18 protein-coding genes are annotated in these 23,224 nt (G+C 54.7%); 11 read left to right on the top strand and 7 right to left on the bottom strand.

Annotated elements, in window-relative coordinates:
• Positions 1–137 precede the first annotated feature (137 nt).
• Complete coding sequence (locus ABEA92_RS20830; RefSeq protein ID WP_345685806.1) at positions 138–3,179, bottom strand: glycoside hydrolase family 2 TIM barrel-domain containing protein; 3,042 nt, start codon at positions 3,177–3,179, stop codon at positions 138–140.
• A gap of 461 nt (positions 3,180–3,640) precedes the next feature.
• Between ABEA92_RS20830 and ABEA92_RS20825 the strand changes: the two genes are divergently transcribed.
• On the top strand, positions 3,641–5,182 hold the full coding sequence (locus ABEA92_RS20825) for a sulfatase (protein WP_345685804.1): 1,542 nt from the start codon (positions 3,641–3,643) through the stop codon (positions 5,180–5,182).
• Between the two features lie 60 nt (positions 5,183–5,242).
• Here the strand turns inward: ABEA92_RS20825 and ABEA92_RS20820 are convergent, their stop codons facing one another.
• Entirely contained in the window at positions 5,243–6,121 is an 879-nt protein-coding gene (locus ABEA92_RS20820; RefSeq protein WP_345685802.1) for an AraC family transcriptional regulator, read from the bottom strand.
• Positions 6,122–6,611: 490 nt separating this feature from the next.
• Here ABEA92_RS20820 and ABEA92_RS20815 point away from each other — a divergent pair, with 490 nt between their 5' ends.
• From ABEA92_RS20815 to arsA, 6 genes are all read left to right on the top strand, one after another.
• Entirely contained in the window at positions 6,612–7,559 is a 948-nt protein-coding gene (locus ABEA92_RS20815) for an aldo/keto reductase (RefSeq protein ID WP_345685800.1), read from the top strand.
• Between the two features lie 2 nt (positions 7,560–7,561).
• Positions 7,562–8,593, top strand: a complete 1,032-nt coding sequence (locus ABEA92_RS20810) for a zinc-binding alcohol dehydrogenase family protein (protein ID WP_345685798.1) — start codon at positions 7,562–7,564, stop codon at positions 8,591–8,593.
• Positions 8,594–8,817: 224 nt separating this feature from the next.
• Positions 8,818–10,359: an alpha-L-fucosidase gene (locus ABEA92_RS20805; protein ID WP_345686106.1), complete on the top strand. Its 1,542-nt coding sequence runs from the start codon at positions 8,818–8,820 to the stop codon at positions 10,357–10,359.
• A gap of 633 nt (positions 10,360–10,992) precedes the next feature.
• Positions 10,993–11,328: an ArsR/SmtB family transcription factor gene (locus ABEA92_RS20800; RefSeq protein ID WP_345685796.1), complete on the top strand. Its 336-nt coding sequence runs from the start codon at positions 10,993–10,995 to the stop codon at positions 11,326–11,328.
• A gap of 122 nt (positions 11,329–11,450) precedes the next feature.
• Entirely contained in the window at positions 11,451–12,755 is a 1,305-nt protein-coding gene (gene arsD, locus ABEA92_RS20795) for an arsenite efflux transporter metallochaperone ArsD (protein WP_345685794.1), read from the top strand.
• Between the two features lie 214 nt (positions 12,756–12,969).
• On the top strand, positions 12,970–14,751 hold the full coding sequence (arsA, locus tag ABEA92_RS20790; protein ID WP_345685792.1) for an arsenical pump-driving ATPase: 1,782 nt from the start codon (positions 12,970–12,972) through the stop codon (positions 14,749–14,751).
• 131 nt (positions 14,752–14,882) lie between these two features.
• On the opposite strand, the gene arsB is transcribed toward arsA, so the two are convergent.
• On the bottom strand, positions 14,883–15,953 hold the full coding sequence (gene arsB, locus ABEA92_RS20785; protein ID WP_345685790.1) for an ACR3 family arsenite efflux transporter: 1,071 nt from the start codon (positions 15,951–15,953) through the stop codon (positions 14,883–14,885).
• Positions 15,954–16,042: 89 nt separating this feature from the next.
• On the bottom strand, positions 16,043–16,387 hold the full coding sequence (locus tag ABEA92_RS20780; RefSeq protein ID WP_345685788.1) for an ArsR/SmtB family transcription factor: 345 nt from the start codon (positions 16,385–16,387) through the stop codon (positions 16,043–16,045).
• A gap of 121 nt (positions 16,388–16,508) precedes the next feature.
• Here ABEA92_RS20780 and ABEA92_RS20775 point away from each other — a divergent pair, with 121 nt between their 5' ends.
• Positions 16,509–17,174 carry a low molecular weight phosphatase family protein gene (locus ABEA92_RS20775; protein ID WP_345685786.1) on the top strand — a complete coding sequence of 222 codons (666 nt, stop codon included), beginning with the start codon at positions 16,509–16,511 and terminating at the stop codon, positions 17,172–17,174.
• 349 nt (positions 17,175–17,523) lie between these two features.
• On the opposite strand, the gene ABEA92_RS20770 is transcribed toward ABEA92_RS20775, so the two are convergent.
• Positions 17,524–18,042 carry a DoxX family protein gene (locus tag ABEA92_RS20770; protein ID WP_345685784.1) on the bottom strand — a complete coding sequence of 173 codons (519 nt, stop codon included), beginning with the start codon at positions 18,040–18,042 and terminating at the stop codon, positions 17,524–17,526.
• Positions 17,994–18,506 carry a DinB family protein gene (locus ABEA92_RS20765; protein WP_345685782.1) on the bottom strand — a complete coding sequence of 171 codons (513 nt, stop codon included), beginning with the start codon at positions 18,504–18,506 and terminating at the stop codon, positions 17,994–17,996. The genes ABEA92_RS20770 and ABEA92_RS20765 overlap by 49 nt, the downstream gene beginning before the upstream one ends.
• Before the next feature lie 435 nt (positions 18,507–18,941).
• Between ABEA92_RS20765 and ABEA92_RS20760 the strand changes: the two genes are divergently transcribed.
• Together ABEA92_RS20760 and ABEA92_RS20755 are read left to right on the top strand one after the other, a co-directional pair.
• Positions 18,942–19,649, top strand: coding sequence for a hypothetical protein (locus ABEA92_RS20760; RefSeq protein WP_345685780.1), 708 nt, complete (start codon positions 18,942–18,944; stop codon positions 19,647–19,649).
• A gap of 5 nt (positions 19,650–19,654) precedes the next feature.
• Positions 19,655–20,053: a winged helix-turn-helix transcriptional regulator gene (locus ABEA92_RS20755; RefSeq protein ID WP_345685778.1), complete on the top strand. Its 399-nt coding sequence runs from the start codon at positions 19,655–19,657 to the stop codon at positions 20,051–20,053.
• A 397-nt stretch (positions 20,054–20,450) separates the two neighbouring features.
• Here the strand turns inward: ABEA92_RS20755 and ABEA92_RS20750 are convergent, their stop codons facing one another.
• Positions 20,451–20,651, bottom strand: a complete 201-nt coding sequence (locus tag ABEA92_RS20750; RefSeq protein ID WP_345685776.1) for a hypothetical protein — start codon at positions 20,649–20,651, stop codon at positions 20,451–20,453.
• Positions 20,652–20,926: 275 nt separating this feature from the next.
• Here ABEA92_RS20750 and ABEA92_RS20745 point away from each other — a divergent pair, with 275 nt between their 5' ends.
• Positions 20,927–23,191: a sensor histidine kinase gene (locus ABEA92_RS20745; protein ID WP_345685774.1), complete on the top strand. Its 2,265-nt coding sequence runs from the start codon at positions 20,927–20,929 to the stop codon at positions 23,189–23,191.
• Positions 23,192–23,224: the final 33 nt, after the last annotated feature.

Raw genomic sequence — 23,224 nt, 5'->3', positions numbered from 1 at the left:
GATGGACTCCTTCACCGCAGTAGGCATGCAGTCGCGTTGGCAGGCTAATGCGACCACAACGGCAAAGGCAAACGGCCGCGGTCATCGGTGCGGCCGCAACTTGCTGTCGCTATATACCACGGCCACCGATTCCCGCATCATTTGATCGAGATTTCATCGATATACATGCCGCCGTTTTCGACCGTCGTCAACCGGATTGTGTTTGCACCCCGTCCGAGCCGGATGGGCACACTGACGGTTTTCCAATCTTGCCCCCAATTCTGGGCGTTTGGTAGCAGCAGGCGATCCTTGACGACTTGGCCGTTCACGGTCACTTTGATAAAACGCCCCGGGCGTTTCGGATGCTTTCCACTGTAGCGGATCACCAACTCTGCTTGTCGGACATCGCCGTCGTTTTCTTGATACCACTGCACATAACCACCCTGCGATTGGCCGAAATCCACGTATCCTTTGCCGTGGAATCCGTTGCCTTGTGATTTGATCTTCGCTCCGCTCAGTGCGGCGTCTTCGGCCTGTTCGCTTCCGGGCTGGGACGCAGCCGGAGCATCCGATGGATCGTTCCACACAAAGCCCTCGTCCAGCACAAACCGTTCTTGCAATGTCTGGAACGGTTCGCCATTGACCGTGACGAGTGCTTTGACGGTGGTGTCAAGCGGCACCGGGAAAGCTCCGGTGTAGGGCGTGGAAGTTCGCGTCGGTGTTGACCCGTCGGTGGTGTAGAAGACTTCGATGTCAAGCTGCGGAGTGTTGCCGCGGAGCCCCAGTACCTGAGTGTCGATGTTGACGACGTTCGAAGTGACTTGTTTCTTTTCGCCGAGGATGCAGCTGGCCACCAGTGCAATATCGCCGGAATCGCCAGTCGCCTCGACATAGCCTCGTGTTAGTCCGTTGAAGGCGATGCGGTTATCCGTTTGGACATGTTTCTCGACATCCACGGGACTGCCGTTGTCCAGGGCACGGATCCGCGCGGGACCGATCACCCGGAAAAAGGTGCGGTTTTCACCGTAGGGATACATCTCACCTTTGTTGTCGGTGGCGGTCACGCGTATCTGCACGATGTCTTTGCCGGTGCTGGACAGCGGCTCGCCGTCGATCGACAGTGCAATCTTGGCCGGAGCATCCGCGGTACGGACGGTCGTTTCGACGATCGGTTGGTTGTCATTGTATCCGACCGCCTTCAATTCGCCCGGTTTCCACGGGACCATCCACTGGCACTGCATTTCATTCCATTTTCGTCCCGGTTTCTGTTTGCCAAGCGATTGGCCTGCGAAGAACAGTTCGACTTCGGAACAGTTGGAATAGACCCACACGGGGATCTCCGTTTCCGGTTCTACCTTTGGATGCGTCCAGTGGGGCAGGATGTGCACCATCGGCTCGTCGGTCCACTGGCTCTGGTAAAGATAGTACAAGTCCTTTTCAAAATTGGCGAGGTCGATCGCGCCACCCATGAAGGCTTTGAAAGGCCAACCGCCGTGCACGTACGAGGCTTCGCCGATATAGTCGTGACCGGTCCAGCGGAACGATCCTGCAAATTTCGGGATGTCGCGAAGTTGTTCGATGTTATGGCGAGCCGTGGTGCGAACGGTTGCATTGTCGTAGCTGGAATTGAAGACTTGTTTGCGATTTCCTCGCTCCGCTTCTCGAATCCAATCGTGAGTAAAGACTTCGGTTTCGGTGAGGTCGGGAATTTCGTGGACAGCCTTGTTGACGTCCGGGCCGCCATCACGATACCAAGTTTTGGTGCGGTAATAGCCACGCACTTGCCACGTATGCGTGTTTTCGGTTCCGATGAAGACTCGGTCGTCTTCCAATTGGTCGAACCACCCCACCTTTTCGCTGCTGCCGTTGACCCCGAGTACATCCATCCACTGCGATCCGGAGTGGCCTGAGGTGACAGGACGCGTGGGATCAAGTTCGTGGCAAAGGGCGACCAAATCGGCTCCGACTGATCCGCCCGTCTCATTCCCGACGCTCCAAATCACCACGGAGGGATGGTTACGGTCGCGGCGAATCCAGTCGCTCAGATCACGTCGCCACCATTCTCGAAAAAAGTAGCGACCGTAGTCGTGTTGGGCCTTCTTTTTCCAACCGTCAAATATCTCGTCCATCACCAGCATGCCGACTTCGTCACAGATGTCATAGAACAGCGGCGTTTGCGGGTTGTGCGAGGTGCGGATGGCGTTACAACCCATTGCCTTGAGTTGCTCGATGCGAAAACGCAGTATTTTGTCTGGCACTGCAGCGCCGAGTGCGCCGGCGTCTTGATGATTGCACACGCCACGCAGTTTGACGTTTCTTCCGTTCAGCCACATGCCGGTTTCGGGCTTCCACTGAACATCGCGAAATCCGAACCGGGTTGTGGATGTATCGAGCGTTTGTCCATTGGCGGACAGTTTGACAATGGCCTGATAGAGCTGTGGCGAATCAATGTCCCAGCGCTGAGGGTTGGGCACTTCCAACTCGAAGTTGGACTCTTGAAGTTCCGTCGGGGCAACGCCCAGCGACTTGGTTTGGGTCTGCACCGTTTGGCCGGATGGATCAACAATTGCAACCTCAACATCGACCGTTTTAGTTGTGTCACCGGTATTGCGGATTTCTGCATCGATGTTGACGGTGTCTGCAGAGGTGCGGACGAAGACACCATCGCGGGCGACATGAACTTGATTCTTTACATCGATCCACGTATGGGCATAAATCCCGCTCCCGGTATACCAACGTGCGGATGGTTGTTTTTCATTGTCCACGCGGACCGCGATGGTGAGGTGATCCGCAGCGTCGACAATGTCGCTGAGGTTGTAAGCAAACGAGCTCCATCCATAGGGCCGCGTGCCAAGTTTTTGCCCGTTGGCCCACACGGTGCTGTTCATGTAGACCCCGTCAAAGGCGATCTCGACATGCTTTCCCTTCCAATCGTTGGGAATCGAAATCGTCTTGCGGTACCAGCCGATGCCGGCGGGAAGGTATCCGCTTGTACCACCCATCGGATTGTCCTTGCGATACTCGCCTTCGATGCTCCAGTCGTGTGGCACATCCAAAGTGCGCCACGGACGATCGTCAAACGCGGTTTCCGCTGCTTTGGAATCGTCGCCAAGCTGGAATTTCCAGCCTTCGTCAAAATTTGATCGTTCCGCGTGTGCCAAATTGGCAAAAAGCAAAAACACAAACAACAGCTTCTTCAAGGGATGCTCCCAGCGGATACAAAACGACGCGACTTAGGTTTCTAGCGATTTTGCAGGCCCCCGCGACTCTGACGCTCCCAGAACCAGGGAGCCAGAGAAAATCGGGGGGGCTTTGGAAATCAAATACAATATCAAGCTGCCATTCTATTCAGTGTTTTTCGATTTGACGGGGGGATAGCGGAATCTTTTCGCACGGAGTGGATAAATCACTTACCGGGGATGTGGAATATTTTGAGAAGATCGAATTCATTGGTCTGCGGTGACTCCGTGACATCGGAGTCGTGGATGCTCGCCTGTGATGGAATTGGCGATTTGTCGGCCCGTGTTCGCTAGTAAGACTTGTCCTGACGTCACTGCCGTCAATTCCTCGCATGTCTCCGCTGCGGCTTGCGTTTTCACCGTGCGTCTATAGACTTTGAGCGTTGCTTCGCCCCGCCTGTTGCATACCAATGGAGATCCCCATGAAACTGACAAGCCGAGTTTTGTTGATTGCCTTCGTCTGTCTGTTTTGGGGATCGGTTTCTGCGAAGGCGGCTCCGCGTCACGTCGTGTTGTTTTTTGTCGACGACATGGGATGGACAGACCTAGGATGCACCGGCAGCGATTTCTATGAAACACCCAATATCGATGCGCTCGCCCAAAGCGGCGTGCGTTTTACCAATGGCTACGCTGCGTGTACGGTTTGTTCGCCGAGTCGGGCCGCACTGATGACGGGCCAGTCGCCGGCGCGGTTGCATGTGACCGACTTCATTCCTGGTCACTCTTTCGTGAACACCCCCATGACGATTCCATCGTGGACCCAGGTGCTCGAGAAAGAACATGTTACTTTGCCGGAGATGCTCGAACCGTATGGATACACCTGCGTGCACCTCGGCAAGTGGCACTTAGCCCATCGTGACGGTTACACCACCGGAAAGGAAGACAGTCCGGATCCCGATTTTTACCCACAAGCCCATGGTTTCGATGTCAATGTGGGTGGCTGCGAAAAAGGGGCACCGCCGAGCTATTTTTGGCCTTATGGGAAAGGAAAGGGATTAGCTGAACAAAAGAAGAATTCGATCTATGAAACGCTTCCTAAAGGCGGCCGCTCGGACGAGGAACGAAAAGGCGAGTACTTGACCGATCGTTTGGCCACCGAAGCAGAATTGTTGATTGATCGGTTGGCCAAAGCGAAGAAGCCGTTCTTCATGAATTTTTCGTTCTACAACGTGCACACGCCGCTGATGGGACGCCCCGATCTGATAAAAAAATACGAAGCGAAGCTCCAGGCGAATCCGCACCGAACGCATACCAACGTTCGCTACGCGGCAATGGTTGAGAGTGTCGATGAGGCCGTCGGACGAATCGTTGCGAAGCTGCGAGAACATGACATCTGGGACGAGACGTTAGTCATCTTTACCAGCGACAATGGCGGGCTGAAACCGGCGGCGACTGACAATGCACCGCTTCGTCAAGGCAAGGGAGGGATCTACGAGGGCGGAGTCCGTGTCCCTTTGATCATTCGATTGCCCGGCGAGGGAGCGACCAATGTGCTTTGCGATCGTCCGGCCATCACGATGGATCTCGTGCCGACGATTTGTGATGTGCTGGGAATCACGTTGCCCAGCGAGGTTGCGAGCGTGCAGGACGGTGTATCGCTGCGGCCGTATTTGAAGGTTCCGCAGATGGCGTCGATGCGAGACGATCTGTTTTGGCATTACCCTCATTACCACTCGATGGGAGCTCAGCCCTACAGCGCGATCCGTTCAGGCAACTGGAAGTTGATCGAAGTTTTCGGGAGGCAACCATTAGAGCTGTACGATCTGAGCAGCGACATTCACGAGGATACCAACCTTGTGGATGAGAAACCGGAAAAAGCAAAACTGCTGTACAAGAAATTGGTTGCCTGGCGAAAATCGGTCGGCGCGCAACTGCCGACGCCCAATCCGCAGTTCAACCCCGGCAAAACGACCGGCCAGATTCGAAACGGTAAACTTCGTGCAGCGACTCCGATACGCGAATGAGCACGCGGTTGATGCCAGGGTGAATGTGATCTCGTTGTTTTCGTCGAGCGTGATGAACGTCTATCGCCGCGGGCTGGCGGAAAATGTTTTTGAAAGCGAGCTCGGTGGGACTCCGTAAACACGCTTGAAGGCCCGTGAAAATTGAAACGCATCCGCATAACGAAGGCGTTCGGCGACGGCGTTGACTTTGAGCCCACGTTCGAGAATCAGTTCCGCCGCGTAGTTCATCCGCAAACGCAGTAGGTAGCGGTAGGCACCAGAGCCTGCAAATCGCTTGAACAGCCGCGACAGGTAGATGGGAGAGAATCCAATCTCGGCGGCAACCTCTTCAACGGTGCGGAATTCGAGAAATCGCTCTTCGATCAATTGGCGTGCCATTTCGAAGGTTTGGAACGCTTCGGACGACTCTCCGGGTCTCGAAGAAACCATCCGCTGTCGAATCTTCTGTAAAACGACACGAATCAACATTTCACAGATTGCATCCGCATGATCCCCCGCGTCACGCGCCTCGCGATCAATCAAATTCCAAAGCTCGACGAACTCATGCGGTCGCCCGATCGTGACCGGTCGCCCTTCTAACAATCCGAGTTCCTCTAATCGCTGTGCTGCTTCGGTCCCCGCGATATCCAGATAATATTTCCGCATATTGTCGGGGGCTAAATTGAGGATCCGATGCGGCATGCCGGGACCGTAAACGAAAAGCGACCCGATCGCCAACTCGTGTTCTTTCCCGCCCATGCTGAGTAGCCCGCGGCCTTCGCTGACCCACTCGATCGCGTAGTAGGGAAAATCGGTTCGCTGGACAACGTAGTCAGCGTTCATCCGCTCGACGCCGCCACATACCAGCGACAAGGGGTGTTTCTCTGACGGCTGCAGGTTCAGGTAAAAGCGTCTCGCGTCGTGCGTTTGGCGCGAGACAAAGTCGGGATCGTTGGTCATGCGTCTAGGTTAAGAAATGACATGTGCGGTTCAGGTTTGGCTATGGGACGCGTCGAGGAGGAACCTAGAATGATACGTGAATCGCCAACGAAATGCGAATGCTTCACTGCGGATATTACATATTGCCCTGCGTCGCGGACTGTCGTTTTTATCATAGCATGGCGCAATAACGCGCATTTGCCGGGTGCAATTGACAGCGGGACGGAAACGCATTTTGCAGGAGCGAGGCAGAACCGTTGCGATCCCCATGGTTTGATTCGATGGCGTCCAACGTCGCACCGACGGTCGGACGTAGGGACGCAATAGGGCGGCATCGTGAGAGTTCGTTCGTCGCGGCTGGTTGCTACCGTGGTCGACGTGAAAACAGGTTCCTGGATAGTGGACCGAGACAGGCACACTGATACAGACGCATTGGGTCAGACCGACTCGCAGGTCGGACGACTTGTTGAAACATTTCGTTAAGTTGTCGTCAATAATACCGGAGAAATTTATGAGTGTCGCAGCGCTTCCCACACGTCCCCTTGGCAATACTGGACTCGAGTTGCCGATCCTTAGCTTCGGAGCGTCATCGCTCGGGGCCGAGTTTCGCAACGTTGAAATATCTGAGGTTTTCGCCAGCGTCCACGCGGCGCTCGAACTTGGCATGAACTTGATCGATACGTCGCCCTACTATGGTCGCGGGATGTCGGAAGTCATGTTGGGCGTTGCACTCAAAGATATTCCTCGTGACCAGTACATGCTTTGTACGAAGTTAGGCCGCTACGACGTGAACCATTTCGATTTTTCGGCAAAGCGGGTGGCCGAAAGCATCGACGTCAGCTTGCATCGATTGCGGACCGACCATCTCGACATTGTGCTTTGCCATGACATCGAGTTTGTGCCGCTCGGACAAATTATCGAAGAGACGCTTCCGGCCGTCAGGAAGGCGCAAGCCGAAGGCAAGGTCCGCTGCGTCGGGATCAGCGGCTATCCGATGAAGGCGTTTAACGAAGTCGCCGCCCAAGCAGACCTCGACTGCATCATGTCGTACAACCAATACACGCTGCAGAACACACGGCTTGTCGATGACGTGTTGCCGGCGTTGAGGCCGAAGGGGGTCGGGATCATGAACGCGGGGCCTTTTGCGGCGCGGTTGTTGACCAACGCACCGCTGCCGAGTTGGCATAAAGATTCGCAAGAAGTTCGCCAGGCCGCGCGTCGTGCCGCTGAGCTTTGTGAACAGCGAGGCGTTGATATCGCGAAGCTTGCACTTCAATTTTCGTGCAGTCATCCCGATTTGGCGACGACCGTGGCTGGCAGCGCCAATCCCGAGAACATTCGCAAGTGGGCTGATTGGATTAGCCAACCGATCGACGAAGAACTGCTCGCAGACGTTTTGAAACTATTTGAACCCGTCCACAATATCAGCCATCGTGAAGGGCTAGCGGAGAATAACTAACGATGAAAGCGTTACAAATCAGCGACGTACGTACATGGAAGCAGATCGATATTCCAGAGCCGGGTGACCCGGGGGCGGGGGAGGCGTTGGTTCGCGTTCACCGCATGGGCGTGTGCGGCACCGACGTCGGCTGCTATCTAGGAAAGTTCCCGTTCTTTGCGTTTCCGCGAATCCCAGGACATGAACTGGGGGTCGAGGTTGTCGCGGTCGGCGCAGGGGTGAGCAATGTCAAACCCGGCGACCGATGTTGTGTCGAGCCCTATTTGAATTGCGGCCAATGCGATTCGTGCGTGCGAGGACATACCAATTGTTGCGAACACAATCAAACCTTTGGCGTGATGTGTGATGGCGGTCTGACTGACCAAGTGATCTTGCCGGCGAGAAAACTGCACCCGGTTGATTCGCTTACCTACGAGCAAGCCGCATTGGTCGAGACATTGGCGATCGGCTGTCACGCGGTTGACCGGGGCGCCCCGAAGGCTGGGGAAAACGCGTTGATCCTGGGTGCCGGACCGATTGGATTGTCGGCATTGGAATTCGCAAAGCTCGCGGACGCCAACGTGATCGTGGCGGACATCAATCAGCAGCGACTCGATTTCGTCGCCAATTCAATGGGCGTTACCAAAACGGTGCTGTTAAAAGGAAACGATCAAGACGTCGAAGCGATCCGGCAGCTGGGCGACGGACGCTTAGCAGACGTGATCGTGGACGCCACTGGAAACAATCACAGCATGGTGCGTGCGTTTGAGTTCGCTGCCTTTGCGGGGCGCGTTGCTTACGTTGGCATCACTCAAAATGATTTACAATTTCCTCATGCAGCCGTCTTTCATCGTCGCGAGTTGACGTTGTTGGCTAGCCGCAATGCATTGCCGCGGGATTTCCAGCGAATCATTCGTCTGATCCAAGAGGGCAAGATCAACACGGGGCCATGGATCACACACCACGCGCCGTTTGCAGAGGTGCCCAACGTGTTCGACTCGTGGATCGATCCCAAGTCAGGAGTCATCAAGGCGATGATTGAGGTGACGGCGTGATGTCGAGTTCCAGATGACGATCACGGTTTTCCCCACGACAATCATTCCCGCGACCGTCATTGCTGCGACACTTAGTGATGCGACGCAAATGCTGCGACGTTCATGAATTCAGTACAAGTCCTTCCCAACAACAACGAGTCAACGTGCAAATGTTTCGACAAACGATTCCAAAAACCATTTTGTCCGTCGTGATCCTGATTGCCTTTGTCATTGCATCGCAAGGCATGACGGTTCGGTTGTCGGCCGCTGATCCATTGGCACCCCATCCCAAGGTACCTGCGGCACTGGAACAAATTGATCAGGTGGTGAGTGATGGCCCGTTTGCTCCGACCTGGGACTCGCTCGAAGAGTACGAGATTCCGCAGTGGTACAAGGATGCCAAGTTTGGAATTTTCATTCACTGGGGGGTGTATAGCGTGCCTGCCTTTGGTAGCGAGTGGTATCCGCGGCAAATGTATATCGATACCAAGCGGCGCGGCGACAATTTTTTCGAACATCACATTGCGACGTATGGCCCGCAGTCAAAGTTTGGCTATAAGGATTTCATTCCGAAATTCAAAGCCGAAAAATTTGATCCGCACGCCTGGGCCGATCTGTTTCAGCAGGCCGGGGCCAAGTATGTCGTGCCCGTGGCCGAACATCACGATGGGTTTCCCATGTACGACTGCAGTTTCACGGAGTGGGACGCAACGGAGATGGGACCGAAGCGTGACATCATCGGTGAATTGGGATCGGCGATTCGCGATCGAGGCATGCGGCTTGGACTGAGCAGCCATCGTGCGTTCAATTGGAAGTATTACGTCCGGCGGCCCGATTTCGATAACGCCGATCCTAAGTACGCCGGGCTGTATGGCCGGCCGATGCCGTTTTTATTCAAAGAAGATGCCGCGGATTACCAATCGCGGTTTGAACCTCAGGACAAGCAGTTCAAAGAGGATTGGTTGGCACGGACGTGCGAGATTGTCGACAAGTACGATCCCGATTTGGTCTGGTTCGATTTCGGCATTACCGCCAACCACGACACGCATTTCTCGGACAATCACTATTCACCCTACTTGCAGCGTTTCGCGGCGTATTACTACAACGCGACGGCGAAGCGGCAGGGCGACCTCGGCATCATCAATTACAAATGGCAAGCCTTTCCCGAAGGCGCTGCGGTCCTTGATCTTGAACGTTCTAAGATGGATGCGATCCGCGTTCCGTTTTGGCAGACCGACACCGCGATCAGCAGCAGTTCGTGGGGCTACACCGAAAACCAAAAGTACAAATCGGCGGGGCGGTTGGTCGATGACCTTGTCGACATCGTCTCGAAAAATGGTTGTTTACTGCTAAACGTTGGGCCTCGTGCCGATGGGACCATCCCCGAAAAAGATCGCGAGATCTTGCTCAGCATCGGCCAGTGGCTACAGATCAATGGCGAAGCGATCTACGGGACCACTTATTGGAAAAGTTTCGGCGAAGGTCCTACCAAGACGACTACCGGACACCTTGCCGAACACAAAGATCAACCCTTTACAGCCAAAGACATTCGCTTTACTCGGAAGGGCGACACGCTCTATGCGATCCTGCTCGATTGGCCCGAATCGAATCAGATCTCGATCCAATCGCTCGCCGAGCAGGCTGGCGATGAATCCATCGACGTTCACTCGGTCAAGTTGCTCGGATCCCAGGATGAAATCAAGTGGCGTCGTGATGCAAGCGGCTTACACGTCAACCTGCCTGCGAAAGAGCCGTGCGAGTTCGCTTACGTGCTGAAAATCGATTGAGCCGTGTCACGGCGCGGTGCATCCGAGAAAAGTCGCTCAAAAACGGGTGGTGCACGGACAGCAACCTTCGCTGTCTGGATGGTAATTGGGATTTGCACGGCAACGATCCACGCTCGTCCATGCATTGACGAGCGACGCTGCGGAACGTGTAGCGGACGTCGTCAACGGCTCGTTGATCTATTGACGTTTCCTGCGGCAACGGGTGTATGATGGACTTCCTAGTCCGTCAATGATGTATTGGACGGACTAGGAAGTCCGTCCTGCGACTAATTCAACAGCCCGTCAACGGCTTTTGGAAATATTAAGCCGCTCGCGCGCCAGCGGCCCCCGCACAGCCCGGTGCCTTACGGCGAATGCCATCTACTTTTGGGTAGCACACGGCACGGGGCCCGCTCGCTTGCAGCGAGTGGAACGTTCGATTTTGACCGGACCGCTTGCGCAGCGCCGCCGAAAACCACTCGATTGAGACGAACTTCGAGGGCACCGGCCGTATTCCAGTCGTTCGCTCCTTCCGAACAGCCCCGTAAAAAGACAAACGGCTTTCTTGACAGATAACCTAATTTGATATATCGTTAATCGACGATAAGCAATTTAGTTGGGTTTCTTTAGGCAAAACCTCTAAGGCGAAAAACGATGGGGCGATCCAAGGCAGAAGCGGAAAAGTGCTGCAGCAGCGACGAAAAGCTGGCGTTGCCCGATGTCGCTGGGGCTGAGGATTTGGCCAAGCTGGCGTGGGCACTGGCGCATCCGGCGCGCGTGCGTATCGTTCGGCTGCTACGGAACCGGACGTCATGCATGTGCGGCGAAATCGTCGAAGAGATGCCGCTGGCACAGTCGACGGTGTCCCAGCACCTGAAGATTTTGAAAGAAACCGGCTTGGTGCAGGGCGAAATTGACGGCCCTCGCGTTTGCTACTGCATCAACCCCGATGCGATGGCACGGCTAAAGAAGTTTATCGCAGACCTATAGAGATTCGCGGTCACCCTGCTTGGCTTGAGAAACCGGCAAGGGAACCGCATCGAACAGAGCAAAAAATTTTAACAAAGCCTATCGTTATTCGGCGATAGGCGATTGATTGAAAGGAGCAGAAAATGCAGCCGCGAACTAATGAACGAATGATTGTGGATGACGTGCGAGACCAATATGCCAGCGTTGCTCGAGGCGAGCTGACCAACGAAACAACGGCAGTCCGGTCGATCGCGTCGGCGTTTGGTTACACCGAGGACGAACTGAATCAATTGCCCGCCGAAGCCAACATGGGGCTGTCGTGCGGTAATCCTTTGGCGTTGGCTGGGATTCGCGACGGCGAAGTCGTCGTGGACCTCGGATGCGGCGGCGGGATGGACGTGTTCTTGGCCGCTCGTAAAGTCGGGGCAACCGGCCGCGTGATTGGAATCGACATGACCACCGAGATGCTCCAGCGGGCTCGCGCGGGCCAGCAGAAACTCGGACTGACCAATGTCGAGTTTCATCAGGCGACGATTGATCAGTTGCCGCTAGCGGACAACTCGGTCGACTGCGTGATCAGCAATTGTGTGATCAATCTCGTGCCGGACAAGTCGGCTGTGTTTCGCGAAATCCTGCGGGTTCTCAAGCCGGGTGGCCGCGTGGCATTAAGCGACATTGCGCTGAAACAAGAACTGCCCGCGGATGTCAAACAAAGCGTCGAAGCCTATGTCGGTTGCATCTCCGGCGCGATTCTTGTCGACGAGTATCGCCGCCTGCTTGAACAAGCTGGATTCGAGTCGGTCGTGGTGACCGACACGGCAGCCGATTTGAATGCTTATGCGATGGCAAGTGATGGCGGTTGCTGTGGCAGTGGCTCGTGCAACTCAGAGGCTGACGAAGCGGCAGCCGCTGCTGAGCCGCAATCGCTGCATGACGGACTAGCCTCGGTCATGCAATCCTTTGACGCCAATGCGTATGCCGCAAGCGTTCGCGTGCATGCGCTCAAGTCAACATCAACACCAATGAACGAATCCAATTCCCAATCCAAATCCCATTCGTTTTCACAGGAGAACAAGATGAAGACCGTACAAATCTACGACAAACCAATGTGCTGCTCGACCGGCGTGTGTGGGCCAGATGTGGACCCCGTGCTGCCAAAGTTTGCAGCGGATCTCGATTGGCTCAAAGAACAAGGCCATCATGTCGAGCGTTACAACTTGGGACAGCAGCCACAGGCGTTTATCGAGAACAAGTCGATTCATCATCTGCTTAGTACCGCCGGAACGGACTGTTTGCCCGTGGTGGTCATCGATGGCCAAATCGTCAGCAAAGCGGTGTATCCGTCGCGAGAAGACTTTGCCGGTTGGTTTGCCGGGGCAGCCGCCAAGCCCACATTGCCGGTGGCTCAATCCGGTGGTGGCTGCTGCGGATCGAGCGGCTGCTGCTAGCGACCACACACCAAGCCGAACTTTTCAGCCAATGCCATTTGCTTTGGGAGTTCACGGGGGATTTTGTTAGCGGAGTAACGCTGGGCCCGCCCGGTCTGATTCGAACGTGTTATTCGCCGCAACCGGGCGGGCCCCTCGCCGCAATCGCTCCCCAAAATGTCGATGGCGTTGGCCTTTCGCCCGCGAAATACAACCAACACGAGGAACTTGAACCATGAAATTCTTAGATCATCCATCCCGCAACTTGTTCTTCACCGGCAAAGGCGGCGTTGGCAAAACATCGGTGGCTTGTGCGACCGCAGTGAAGCTGGCCGACTCAGGAAAAAAAGTCTTGCTGGTTTCGACCGATCCGGCATCCAATCTGGATGAGGTGTTTGATGTTTCGCTGGAAAACCACCCGACGCCGATTTCTGCGATTCCTACGCTCTCGGCGATGAACTTGGATCCAGAGAAATCGGCAGCTGAGTATCGCGAGCGGATGGTGGGGCCGTATCGAGGGCTGCTGCCTGATGCGGCGATTAAGAGCATGGAGGAACAATTCTCGGGATCTTGCACGCTCGAGATTGCGGCATTCGACGAGTTTTCACGGTTGTTAGGCGACCCGGCGGTTACGGCCGAGTTTGACCATGTGATCTTCGATACCGCTCCGACCGGGCACACGCTGCGACTGCTAACCCTGCCATCGGCTTGGGATGGTTTCATGTCACAAAATACGACGGGTACCAGTTGTCTCGGACCACTTGCTGGTCTACAGGAGCAGCAAAAGCTTTATCAACAATCGGTGCGAGCACTTTGTGACGCGGCCACGACCACGTTGGTGTTGGTGGCTCGAACGGAAAGCAGTGCGCTGCGAGAAGCGGCACGCACTAGCGAAGAACTGGCAGAACTCGGCGTTGGGAATCAACATCTTGTCATCAATGGTGTGTTCCAAGCCGTCGACACGACGGATCCTTATGCCGTCGCCCTGCAACAGCGAGGCGCCGCGGCAATTGACGAGATTCCGGCGGGGCTCAACGCGTTTCCGCAGACCACCGTTCCTCTGTGCCCCGGTGTAATTTTGGGGATCGATTCGCTTCGCCGACTTGGCACGCTCGATAGCGCTGTGGCGACCGATGTCGCCGACGAAAGCGTCTCTGGGGACGATGAACTAGCACCCCTGTCGGGCTTGATTGATGATTTGGTAGCACCTGGTCACGGTGTCATCTTGGCGATGGGCAAAGGGGGCGTTGGCAAAACGACCGTCGCGGCCGCCGTTGCGGTCGCGATCGCCCAGCGTGGCTATGACGTTCATCTTTCCACCACGGACCCCGCTGCCCATCTCGAAGCGGCGATGAACGACGAACGCTTACCCAACTTGTCGATCACGCGGATTGATCCCGCTGCTGAAACCGCCCGCTACTCGGAGGAAGTCTTGAGCAGCGCTGGCGCGAATTTGGACGAGCAGGGCAAGGCGTTACTGCAAGAGGATTTGCGGTCTCCATGTACCGAGGAAATTGCGGTGTTCCGCGCGTTTGCGGATGCCGTTGCTGCGGGGACAAACAAATTTGTGGTACTCGACACGGCTCCGACCGGCCATACGGTGTTGTTGCTCGTTTCCGCGTTGGCTTACCACCGCGAAGTCACCCGGCAATCCAGTGAGATGCCCGAAGCGGTCGAGAACCTGCTGCCGCGACTCCGCGATCCGGACTTCACACGCGTGCTCATTGTCACCTTGGCAGAAGCCACTCCGGTCCACGAAGCGGCTGCACTGCAGCGAGATCTGCGGCGTGCCGAGATCGAGCCGTATGCGTGGGTGGTCAATCAGGTGTTGAGCTCGCTGCCGCTAACCGATCCGCTGATGAAGCAGCGTCAGAAGCACGAACAGCAGTACCTTCGCGAAGTAAGTCAACAGCAAGCCAGTCGCGTGGCCATCATCCCATGGCAGTTACAGCCACCGACCGGGATTCAGGGGCTAAGCCGACTAACGCATTGCGACCTAAGCACGTCGCCATCCTAGTTTTTTAGATAGCGATTACGGCGCGGAGCTCGTCCGGTTGCGGTGACAAAAAGTTCGAAATTGGCCGGGCTGCTTGCGCCGCTCCACTATACCGGTGCGATTTCCCGTAGTGTTCCCGTAGTGGACGAGGACTACGAGTCCCCGTGATTTGCCTCAAAACGAGAGAAGGATTCTCGTGTTCGGTTGGCATAGGCGACCAGGGCCAGCATCACCGGAACTTCGACTAACACTCCCACAATTGTTGCTAAGACCACTGGCGACGAAGCTCCGAATAATGTGATCGCCACGGCCACCGAAAGCTCGAAAAAGTTCGAAGCGCCGATCATCCCGGCCGGGGCGGCGATGTCATGATGGCAATGCAGTCGGTAACACGCACCATAGGCCAGAAAAAAAATCAGCACCGTTTGCAAGATCAATGGAATCGCGATCAGGACAATGTGCAATGGATTGTTAATGATCACTTCGCCTTGGAAGGAAAAGATCAAGACCAAGGTGAGCAGCAATCCGGCAATCGTGATGTTGTTGAACTTAGGCAGAAAGGCATGCTGAAAATACGTTTCCCCTTTCGAGCGGATGACAAGGTGTCGCGTCAAGACTCCGCCTACCAAGGGCACCACCACAAAGAGCATCACCGAGACAATCAGTGTCATCCATGGAATCGTGATGCCACCAATGCCCAACAGCAACGCCACGATCGGCGTGAAGGCAACCAAAATAATCAAGTCATTGGTCGCCACTTGGACGACCGTGTACGCCGCGTTGCCTCGCGTCAGATGGCTCCATACAAACACCATCGCGGTGCAAGGAGCTGCCCCCAGCAATACCGCGCCTGCTAAGTAGTCCTTAGCTAACTCGGGTGATATCCAAGGGCGGAAGACGTAATAGAAAAAGAACGCTGCGATGCCGAACATCGTGAACGGTTTGATCAACCAATTCACAATCCAGGTGACGAACAAGCCTTTGGGGTTCTTGCCCACGTTTTTGACGCTGGCGAAATTGACCTTCATCATCATCGGGTAGATCATCAACCAAATCAGGATGGCGATCGGGATCGAGACGTTGGCGTATTCAAATTTTGCCAGCACCCCAGGGATTGCCGGCACGAATTTCCCGATCAACACGCCGATCACCATGCACAACGCGACCCAGATCGTGAGATTCTTTTCGAAAAAGCTAATTCCCGTGTTTGCTGATTTGTCCATTTCGATGTTCTTTCCGTTTCAATTTTCTCGGATCTAGCCGGGGCGGCGTGTGCGTCGCGAGGTGAGGCCCGGTGTCGGGCACGTCGATGCTATGGCTTCTTTGAGCGGCGTTTGGGACGACAATCTTCGATCGCTTTGGCCAACTCGCGAAAGACTTCGTTTAGGTGTTTGTATCGCACCGCATAAAAGACCGTGCGACCTTGCTTTGTGGCAGTTAAAACGCCCGCCTTTTCGAGCACACTTAAATGACGCGAGACGACCGAAAAATCGACTTCACAGCATTCAGTCAGCTCGGTGACCGAACACGGTCTTCCCCCTTTTGCTAGACAAGACAGCAACTTCAATCGTGTCGGTTCCCCGAGCGCTTTGAATAAATCCGCGTCGAGCAAATCGTCGATAGGCCCGGTACACAGCGAGGCTTGCTTTAAATTCATGGCAATTTTATTAAGTGCATGCTTGCGTCAATATGCAAGGATAGGGGCTACCGCGATGGGCGTCAAGCAGCTAGGATCATGCCTGCTCGCGTGAGATCAAGAGCTTATCAAGGAAATAGGTATGACATCGAACCAACCGGAAAAAGCGTCCGCCGATTTTTACCCGCTGCTCAAACAATACCTCGATGATGGAGTGAGTCGATTTGATGCGATTCCGGATGAGCGAAAGGATGATCTGGCGAAAGTCGCCGAGTACATTTGCGATCGTCATGCTAAGTCAGAGACGGCGAAACTGACGTTCATCTGCACCCACAATTCGCGTCGCAGTCATTTCACGCAAATTTGGGCACAGCTAGCGATTGAGTATTATGGCTTGGATCGCATCGAAACCTACTCAGGCGGCACCGAGGCGACCGCTTTGAACCCACGCACGGTCGCTGCGCTACAGCGATGCGGGATGAAGATTGTGGCCGAGGACGGCGGCGGGACAAACCCACGCTACCGCGTCTATCGTTGGGATTCCTCCGCTCCGCTGGTTTGTTTTTCGAAGGTGTACAGTTCGCCGCCCAACCCGAGCAGGGACTATTGCGCGGTAATGACATGTTCCCAAGCCGACGAAGCATGTCCGCTTGTATTAGGCTGTGATCTTCGCTTGCCGATTCGCTATGAAGACCCCAAAGTCGCAGACGACACCCAATTCGAGAGTCAAACGTACGACGAACGGTCCGCTCAGATCTGTAGCGAAATGCTTTACCTAATGTCGCTGGTTAAGAACGGCAAACGCTAAGCTCCGAAAAAGCGTTTCTCGATTTAGATTCCAATCAGGGCTCACTCAGCTCTCGGCAGTCGCATTTTATCTCACAGTGCGTCAGGGCTCGGCGAGGTCGGACGGATGCAACGAATCAACGTCGCCATCACGACGATGGCAGAAGCGACGCGTCGTCGCAAGCGTTCGGTAGGGCTGCGGCCGTGAATAGCGGGGCGAGACGCTCTCGCATCGAGCTCGTAGAAAGACGCACTGCTGCGATCGTATGAGAAAGTCGCGTGCGGCATGCAAAAGAAGTTTTTGCAGCGTCTTGATTCGCAGTGCCAATGCGACTCGAGCGATTTTCGTGACGGTGGAGCTGTCACAAGGTTCACCTGATAAACGTCGATGACGGTGTCGTGCGGCGCGATAACAACCAGTACCAGACCCAGCCGGCGATGAACAATTGCAGCGGTATGCGTAGGATCAAATAGGATATTCCCCACTGATGCCCGCCAACTGGTGCCTCGACCCATGCGCTATAGATGTTTACCGGAAGGAAGGCCATCAGCATGACTAGCACGGCAACTGCCGCTGTAGGTCGTGTCGCTGGAAATACGACCAGCAAGGCCAGCACCCATTCCAAAATGCCCGTTATCAGGACTGCTTCATATCGCAACGGCATGAACTCGGGCAACATTTGCGTCATCTGTTGCGTGCGAACAAAGTGAGACGACCCGGTCAACATCAGCATCATCCCAACGCCAATCGCTGCACTGTGTTGCAGTTGGTGAATGCGGTGAAGTAAGCGACAGATGATATACGGGGCGACCAGCAAAGTAAGCATCAAAATGGGAGCAATCATTTTTGCAATCTCATTGTCGGTGATGGTTCCGGACTCAATGGACAATTCAGCCGCTCGCGTTTATGGCGAATGAAACAAAGGTGCCCTTCGAGATGTTCGATGTAGAGAGAAACCATCTGCCGAAGCGAGACTGGTCCGGCAACTGAATGGTGCCCCACGCGGTCAAATGCCAGAGTCGGTAACTGACGCAGGACGCGACTCCATTGACGTCGATTGATGCGGAACAGCAACATCGCGTCTTCGATCGATTGAAGTTCAGGTTTGAGATCGCGAATGAATGCGGTTTCGTCAAAGTTTAAAAGACTTGGTTCCTCCATTGCAACAATGCGTTTCATCCGTTCGATCGAGACGGCATCACTGTCGGCCAGGTGGATCACAACCTCGTGAATCGACCAATCGCCGGGGCCAGGCTTGGCATGCTGATGTTTGTGTGTGGTGCCGGAAACCGCCAATTCCAATCGGTCAGGCCCGTTTGCGTACTGATCAATGGTCTTCAGAAAATCATTCATCACAAACCCTTCAAGGAAAGTCGTTGCAGGACGAATGCGAGCGTCCGTCCACAGCAACGCAGACCAACAAAAGAACACGCCGCACTTGTCGCTTGCAGAATACAAGTTATAGTTTTAGCAAGTGGCTTGCGGAATGCAAGCGACCGAAGCGTTTTTTTAGCAATCGAGTTTACGCGGTAAGTGGTGACCAAATCATCGCCAGCGGAGCAACGTACGAACGACGCATTGAAGGCGGGGTTGTGATTCAAACGCGGTCCCTATCGTTACGGCCAAGTGTCCGCTGTGATTGTTGCCCAGTGGCACGAGCGTTTGGGACGCAATCGAAGATCGACCCTGCTGCAACACAAAGTGTCTCGTGCCGCTCCGCTGACAACCATGGTCACTTTCAAGCAAATCCTTACTCTTTCCACCCAAACCTCATTAAGGAATGGACCGATGAAGCTTTCTCGTCATGTGTTCGCATTGCTGATTCTATCAGCGTGGCTTTCATGCAGCGTGTTTGTGGCCAGCCAAGGCGGATTTCATGCCCGACCCAGCGAGCCGCCACTTTTGATGCTGGCGGCGATTCTAGGGCCCCCGATCATTTTTTACGCACTGATCAACGGGTCTCGTTCGGTGCGTGATTACGTTCATCACCTCAGCCCTGTGTTTCTGACGTCCGTACAAGGGCTGCGAATCCTTGGGGCTGCATTTTTGTTTCTCTGGTGGTTCGGGCATTTGCCATCGCTGTTTGCTTGGCCAGCGGGATGGGGTGATGTCGCGGTCGCCGTGCTTGCTCCGGCAACCGCGGCTGCGATTGCAAGTGACCGCCGCTTTATTCGATCCCACGCATTTGTCGGCTTTCACTTGCTGGGACTTCTCGACTTTGTCGGTGCGGTTGGCAGTGGGCTGATTGCACGGGGAACGTTTGGGATGGCTGCATCGACCCCCGCCACCACCATCCTCGGGGAGCTGCCGTTGTCGCTGATTCCCGGCTTCGCGGTCCCACTATGGATCTGTTTTCACTTAGCAGCACTCGAGCAGCGGCGATCGACGATTGGTGCCGAGTCTGCGGACGACAGGGGGGGCAAGTCAAGTCGATCACCAAGGACGGGCGAGAGCTTTTCCGCAACTTGTGACTTGCAATCGACCGCTTTAGAATAGGAACGATGAAAAAAAAGTTGCAGCTTCAGCAGTCTTGGCGATCTTATTGTCCGGTATCACGCACGCTGGATTTAGTTGGTGACAAGTGGACTTTGGTTGTCGTGCGAGACCTGCTTCTCGGGATGACTCGCTACGAGCAGTTTCTCGATCGTCCAGAAAAGATTTCGACAAACATTCTGGCGAATCGGCTCAAACGACTGGAAGGTCTCGGGTTTGTCCAGCGGCGGCTGTATAGCGACCATGCCAATCGATTCGAATACTTGATCACCGCCGAGGGCGAGCGGCTTCGTCCACTCGTCCAGTCCATCGTCGAGTGGGGACTCGAGAATATCGACGGTGCCGAGACTCGACTGTGGCAAAATTCCAAGTCGCAGAAAAAGGTCTCTCGCAAGAAAGCGACATAGCGGAGAAGTAAACGAATTGCTCAGGCGGGGCCATTCCGATGGTTAGGTTTGCGATACTTGTTGAGTCGATGCGAGCATGGAACCGTGCCGAGGGATCGAAGTTTGCCTAAATTGATTCGGACCACATCGTGCCCAATTGCAAGTGCCTAAATATAAGTGCCCGAAAAAGACACCGCAGCCTTGTAAGGGGCTGCGGTGTTGTGCGTTATCCGATGTTCATGCTTCATGCAGCATCCGATTTCAGGACTTGATCCGCGATGCGTTTGGGCAACGCTTCATAACCATCAGGCGTTATCGCAAACGTACCCTTGCCTTGCGTCAGTGAACGAATTCGTTGGCATCGTCAAGCATCTCGACAAGCGGAACTTGAGCTTCGATTTGACAGATCCCTTCCAAGTCATGTGACCTTCTCATGCTCCATGCCGTCAAGTATTACGACGCGAACGCCGACCACGGGATAATTGCCAAGCAATCCACATGACAGCGCTTCGATGACTCCTTCACGAACCGCAGCGATGTAAGACCGCGAAATGCGACCGCCCGCCACACAATCACGAAATTCGAATTCGGTTTCTGAATCGGCAGGAAGAGGCTCCAACGAAATCAGCAAGCCACAAAGTGTCGCTGTCCAGTTAGTCCCTGTCCAATGGTGTTGGTCAAGGAGGGTATGACGATCAACGCAGTGTGAGAGAATCCGTTTGGTGTGCATATTGATGCAGGCTTCCGCGGTACAGGCTAGGATGTAATCGGCGGGTTTGCGTCCGAGCGTTGTGATGCGTGTGTGTCGTGATCGGCTTGAACCTCTGCCACAAAGCGATACCGAAGGATCCGCATCCCTCGTCACTTTGCTTGACGTCACTCTTTTGACTTGTCATGAATTTTGAAGCATTCCACCGCAGCAATTCCTGGAGCTTCAGCGGCGTGTCGATGATACGCCGCTGCAGCCTCGGGGGTTTATGCCTGTGGTGTCTACTATCGTTGGTTGGCCCGGTCTATAGCACCGAGCCAGCAACCCTACCGATCAGTAAGATCGTCGATTTGCTGCATACACCTCGGCACGAGGCGGCAAAACGCAAGGTGGTTCGAGTCCAGGCGACAATCTCGTCGGTGGGTGACGGAATCATTACTTGGCCAACTCACCCTGGTGCAGCGAAGTCATTTTGTTTGGAAGATGCCACCGGTGGAATCTGGGTGCGGTCCAGTCTGGCTTTGGATGAACAGCTTTTTCAAGACGCCAGTTTTCTTTCGTCACTTTCTTACGGTACAAAAATTGAACTCGTTGGGCTGCTCGACGCGGGCGGTTTCTCGCCCGTGTTGCTACCGATGCGGATCACGAAATTGGGCGAGGGACACTTACCAGCGGCGACGGTACCCGACATGAAGCGATTCCTCGGTGGAGCAGAAAATATTCGCCGTGTCACCGTCCGCGGGGTCGTCCAAAACGTTACCAAGGAGACGAAAAACTATTGGCTGCTGCGAGTCGAGACCGGCGTTGGTCACTTCTTGGTGCGATTGCCGCTGGAGGAACAATACGGGCCAGACAGGATGCTTGATGCGGAACTTCAAATCACCGGTCTTGCTGGCGCCTCTCGGAACTGGCGATTCGAATTTGTTTGTCCTCGCATGATCGTTGATCACCGTGGTCACGTTGAAATCCTGAAACCAGCCCCCAACGATCCGTTTTCGGTTACCAAGGTATCACTGGCGCAACTGGATGGCTTTAAGCCCGAGGGACGTCCATTGCATCGTCTGTGTTCCCAGGGGACAGTAACGTATTGTGACGGCGATTCTCTGTTGTATATTCAGGATGACGGAGTGGGCGTTCGGGTCAGCGTTAGTGATCTGGATTCGATCGAGATTGGTGAGCGAGTGGAAGTGTCCGGCTTTATCGACAACAGTCACTATTTCGCGGGGTTTCGCGGTGCGTCGGTACGAAAGCTCGGCGATGGAGAAGCGACCGAGTCGGTATTAGCGGATTTGCCTGAAATCTTTGACGAACGCTCTCGATTTGTCTCCGGCGAAGCAAAAGAAATCGTGAACTACGAGGGACGGCTTGTTCACTTGGAGGGCGAAGTTCTTAGCTTTCAACCTCGGGTCGGAAATGGGCAGAATCAATTGGTTGTTGATTGTGGTCAATCGACAACGACCGCATTTCTGCCGGGTAAGGTCAAACCGTTGCGTCCCGGAACGAAGGTTCTAATGACGGGGATCGCCAATATGACGTTCGCTTCACCTGACACATCGGCAAATTTGGCCATGCCGACCGGATTGGATTTGTTGCTGAGGGACGCACGCGATATTTCGATTTTAGAAGAACCGTCATGGTGGACGCGTCAACGAACATTGGCGGCGCTGACCGTGATTACGATCGCTGCGTTGTCCGCGTTTTTGTGGGCGTTCACGCTGCGGAGATCGTTGGATCGCCAAACGAGTCGACTAGCCCGCGAGATGCGTGATCGTCATGACGCCTCACTCGAATTTCAGGCATCGATTCGCGAACGCACTCGTTTGGCGGCGAATCTGCACGATACTGTCCTGCAGACTCTGGCCGGGATTGCCTATCAGATCGATGCTTGCGGTCAGCTGGCCACTGCCAATTCGTCAGATGATCATCAATATCTGCGAACCGCGAGACACATGATACAGAGGGGACAGAACGATTTGCGAAACGTTGTCTGGGCGCTACACTGTATGCCGCTTGAGGACGGCACGTTTGTTGATTCAGTCAATCAACTCGCGAGAAAACAGAGGGTCGAACAAGACATGCAGGTGAACGTCCAGTGCGACGAACCCTTCCCCGTGCTTGCCGATTTTATTGCAGGAAACTTGTTACTGATCATTCAAGAGGCGATCCACAACACAATCAAACATGCCAGCGCGACGAACGTCGACGTTAAGCTATCATGGACACCAGGGGCGGATCATGTTGCCGTTTCCGTTATCGATGATGGGGTCGGTTTTGATACCAGCGACCATCTTGGTCGCAGCGATGGACACTTTGGCGTTGTGAGCATGGAGCAACGGGTGCGACGACTAGGTGGCACATTCGCCATCGAAAGTCAGCCAGGTGCCGGGACAACGCTTCGCGTATCGATTCCTTTGAAAGAGTTTGATCCCGCAATCGACAAAGAACCATGATCATTCACACGGTGGCTTACTCGCACGAAACAG

This window comes from Novipirellula caenicola (genome assembly GCF_039545035.1).
GTDB lineage: Bacteria > Planctomycetota > Planctomycetia > Pirellulales > Pirellulaceae > Novipirellula > Novipirellula caenicola.
The sequence above is the reverse complement of the archived record's forward strand: the minus strand, read 5'-3'. Positions and strand labels throughout refer to the sequence as shown.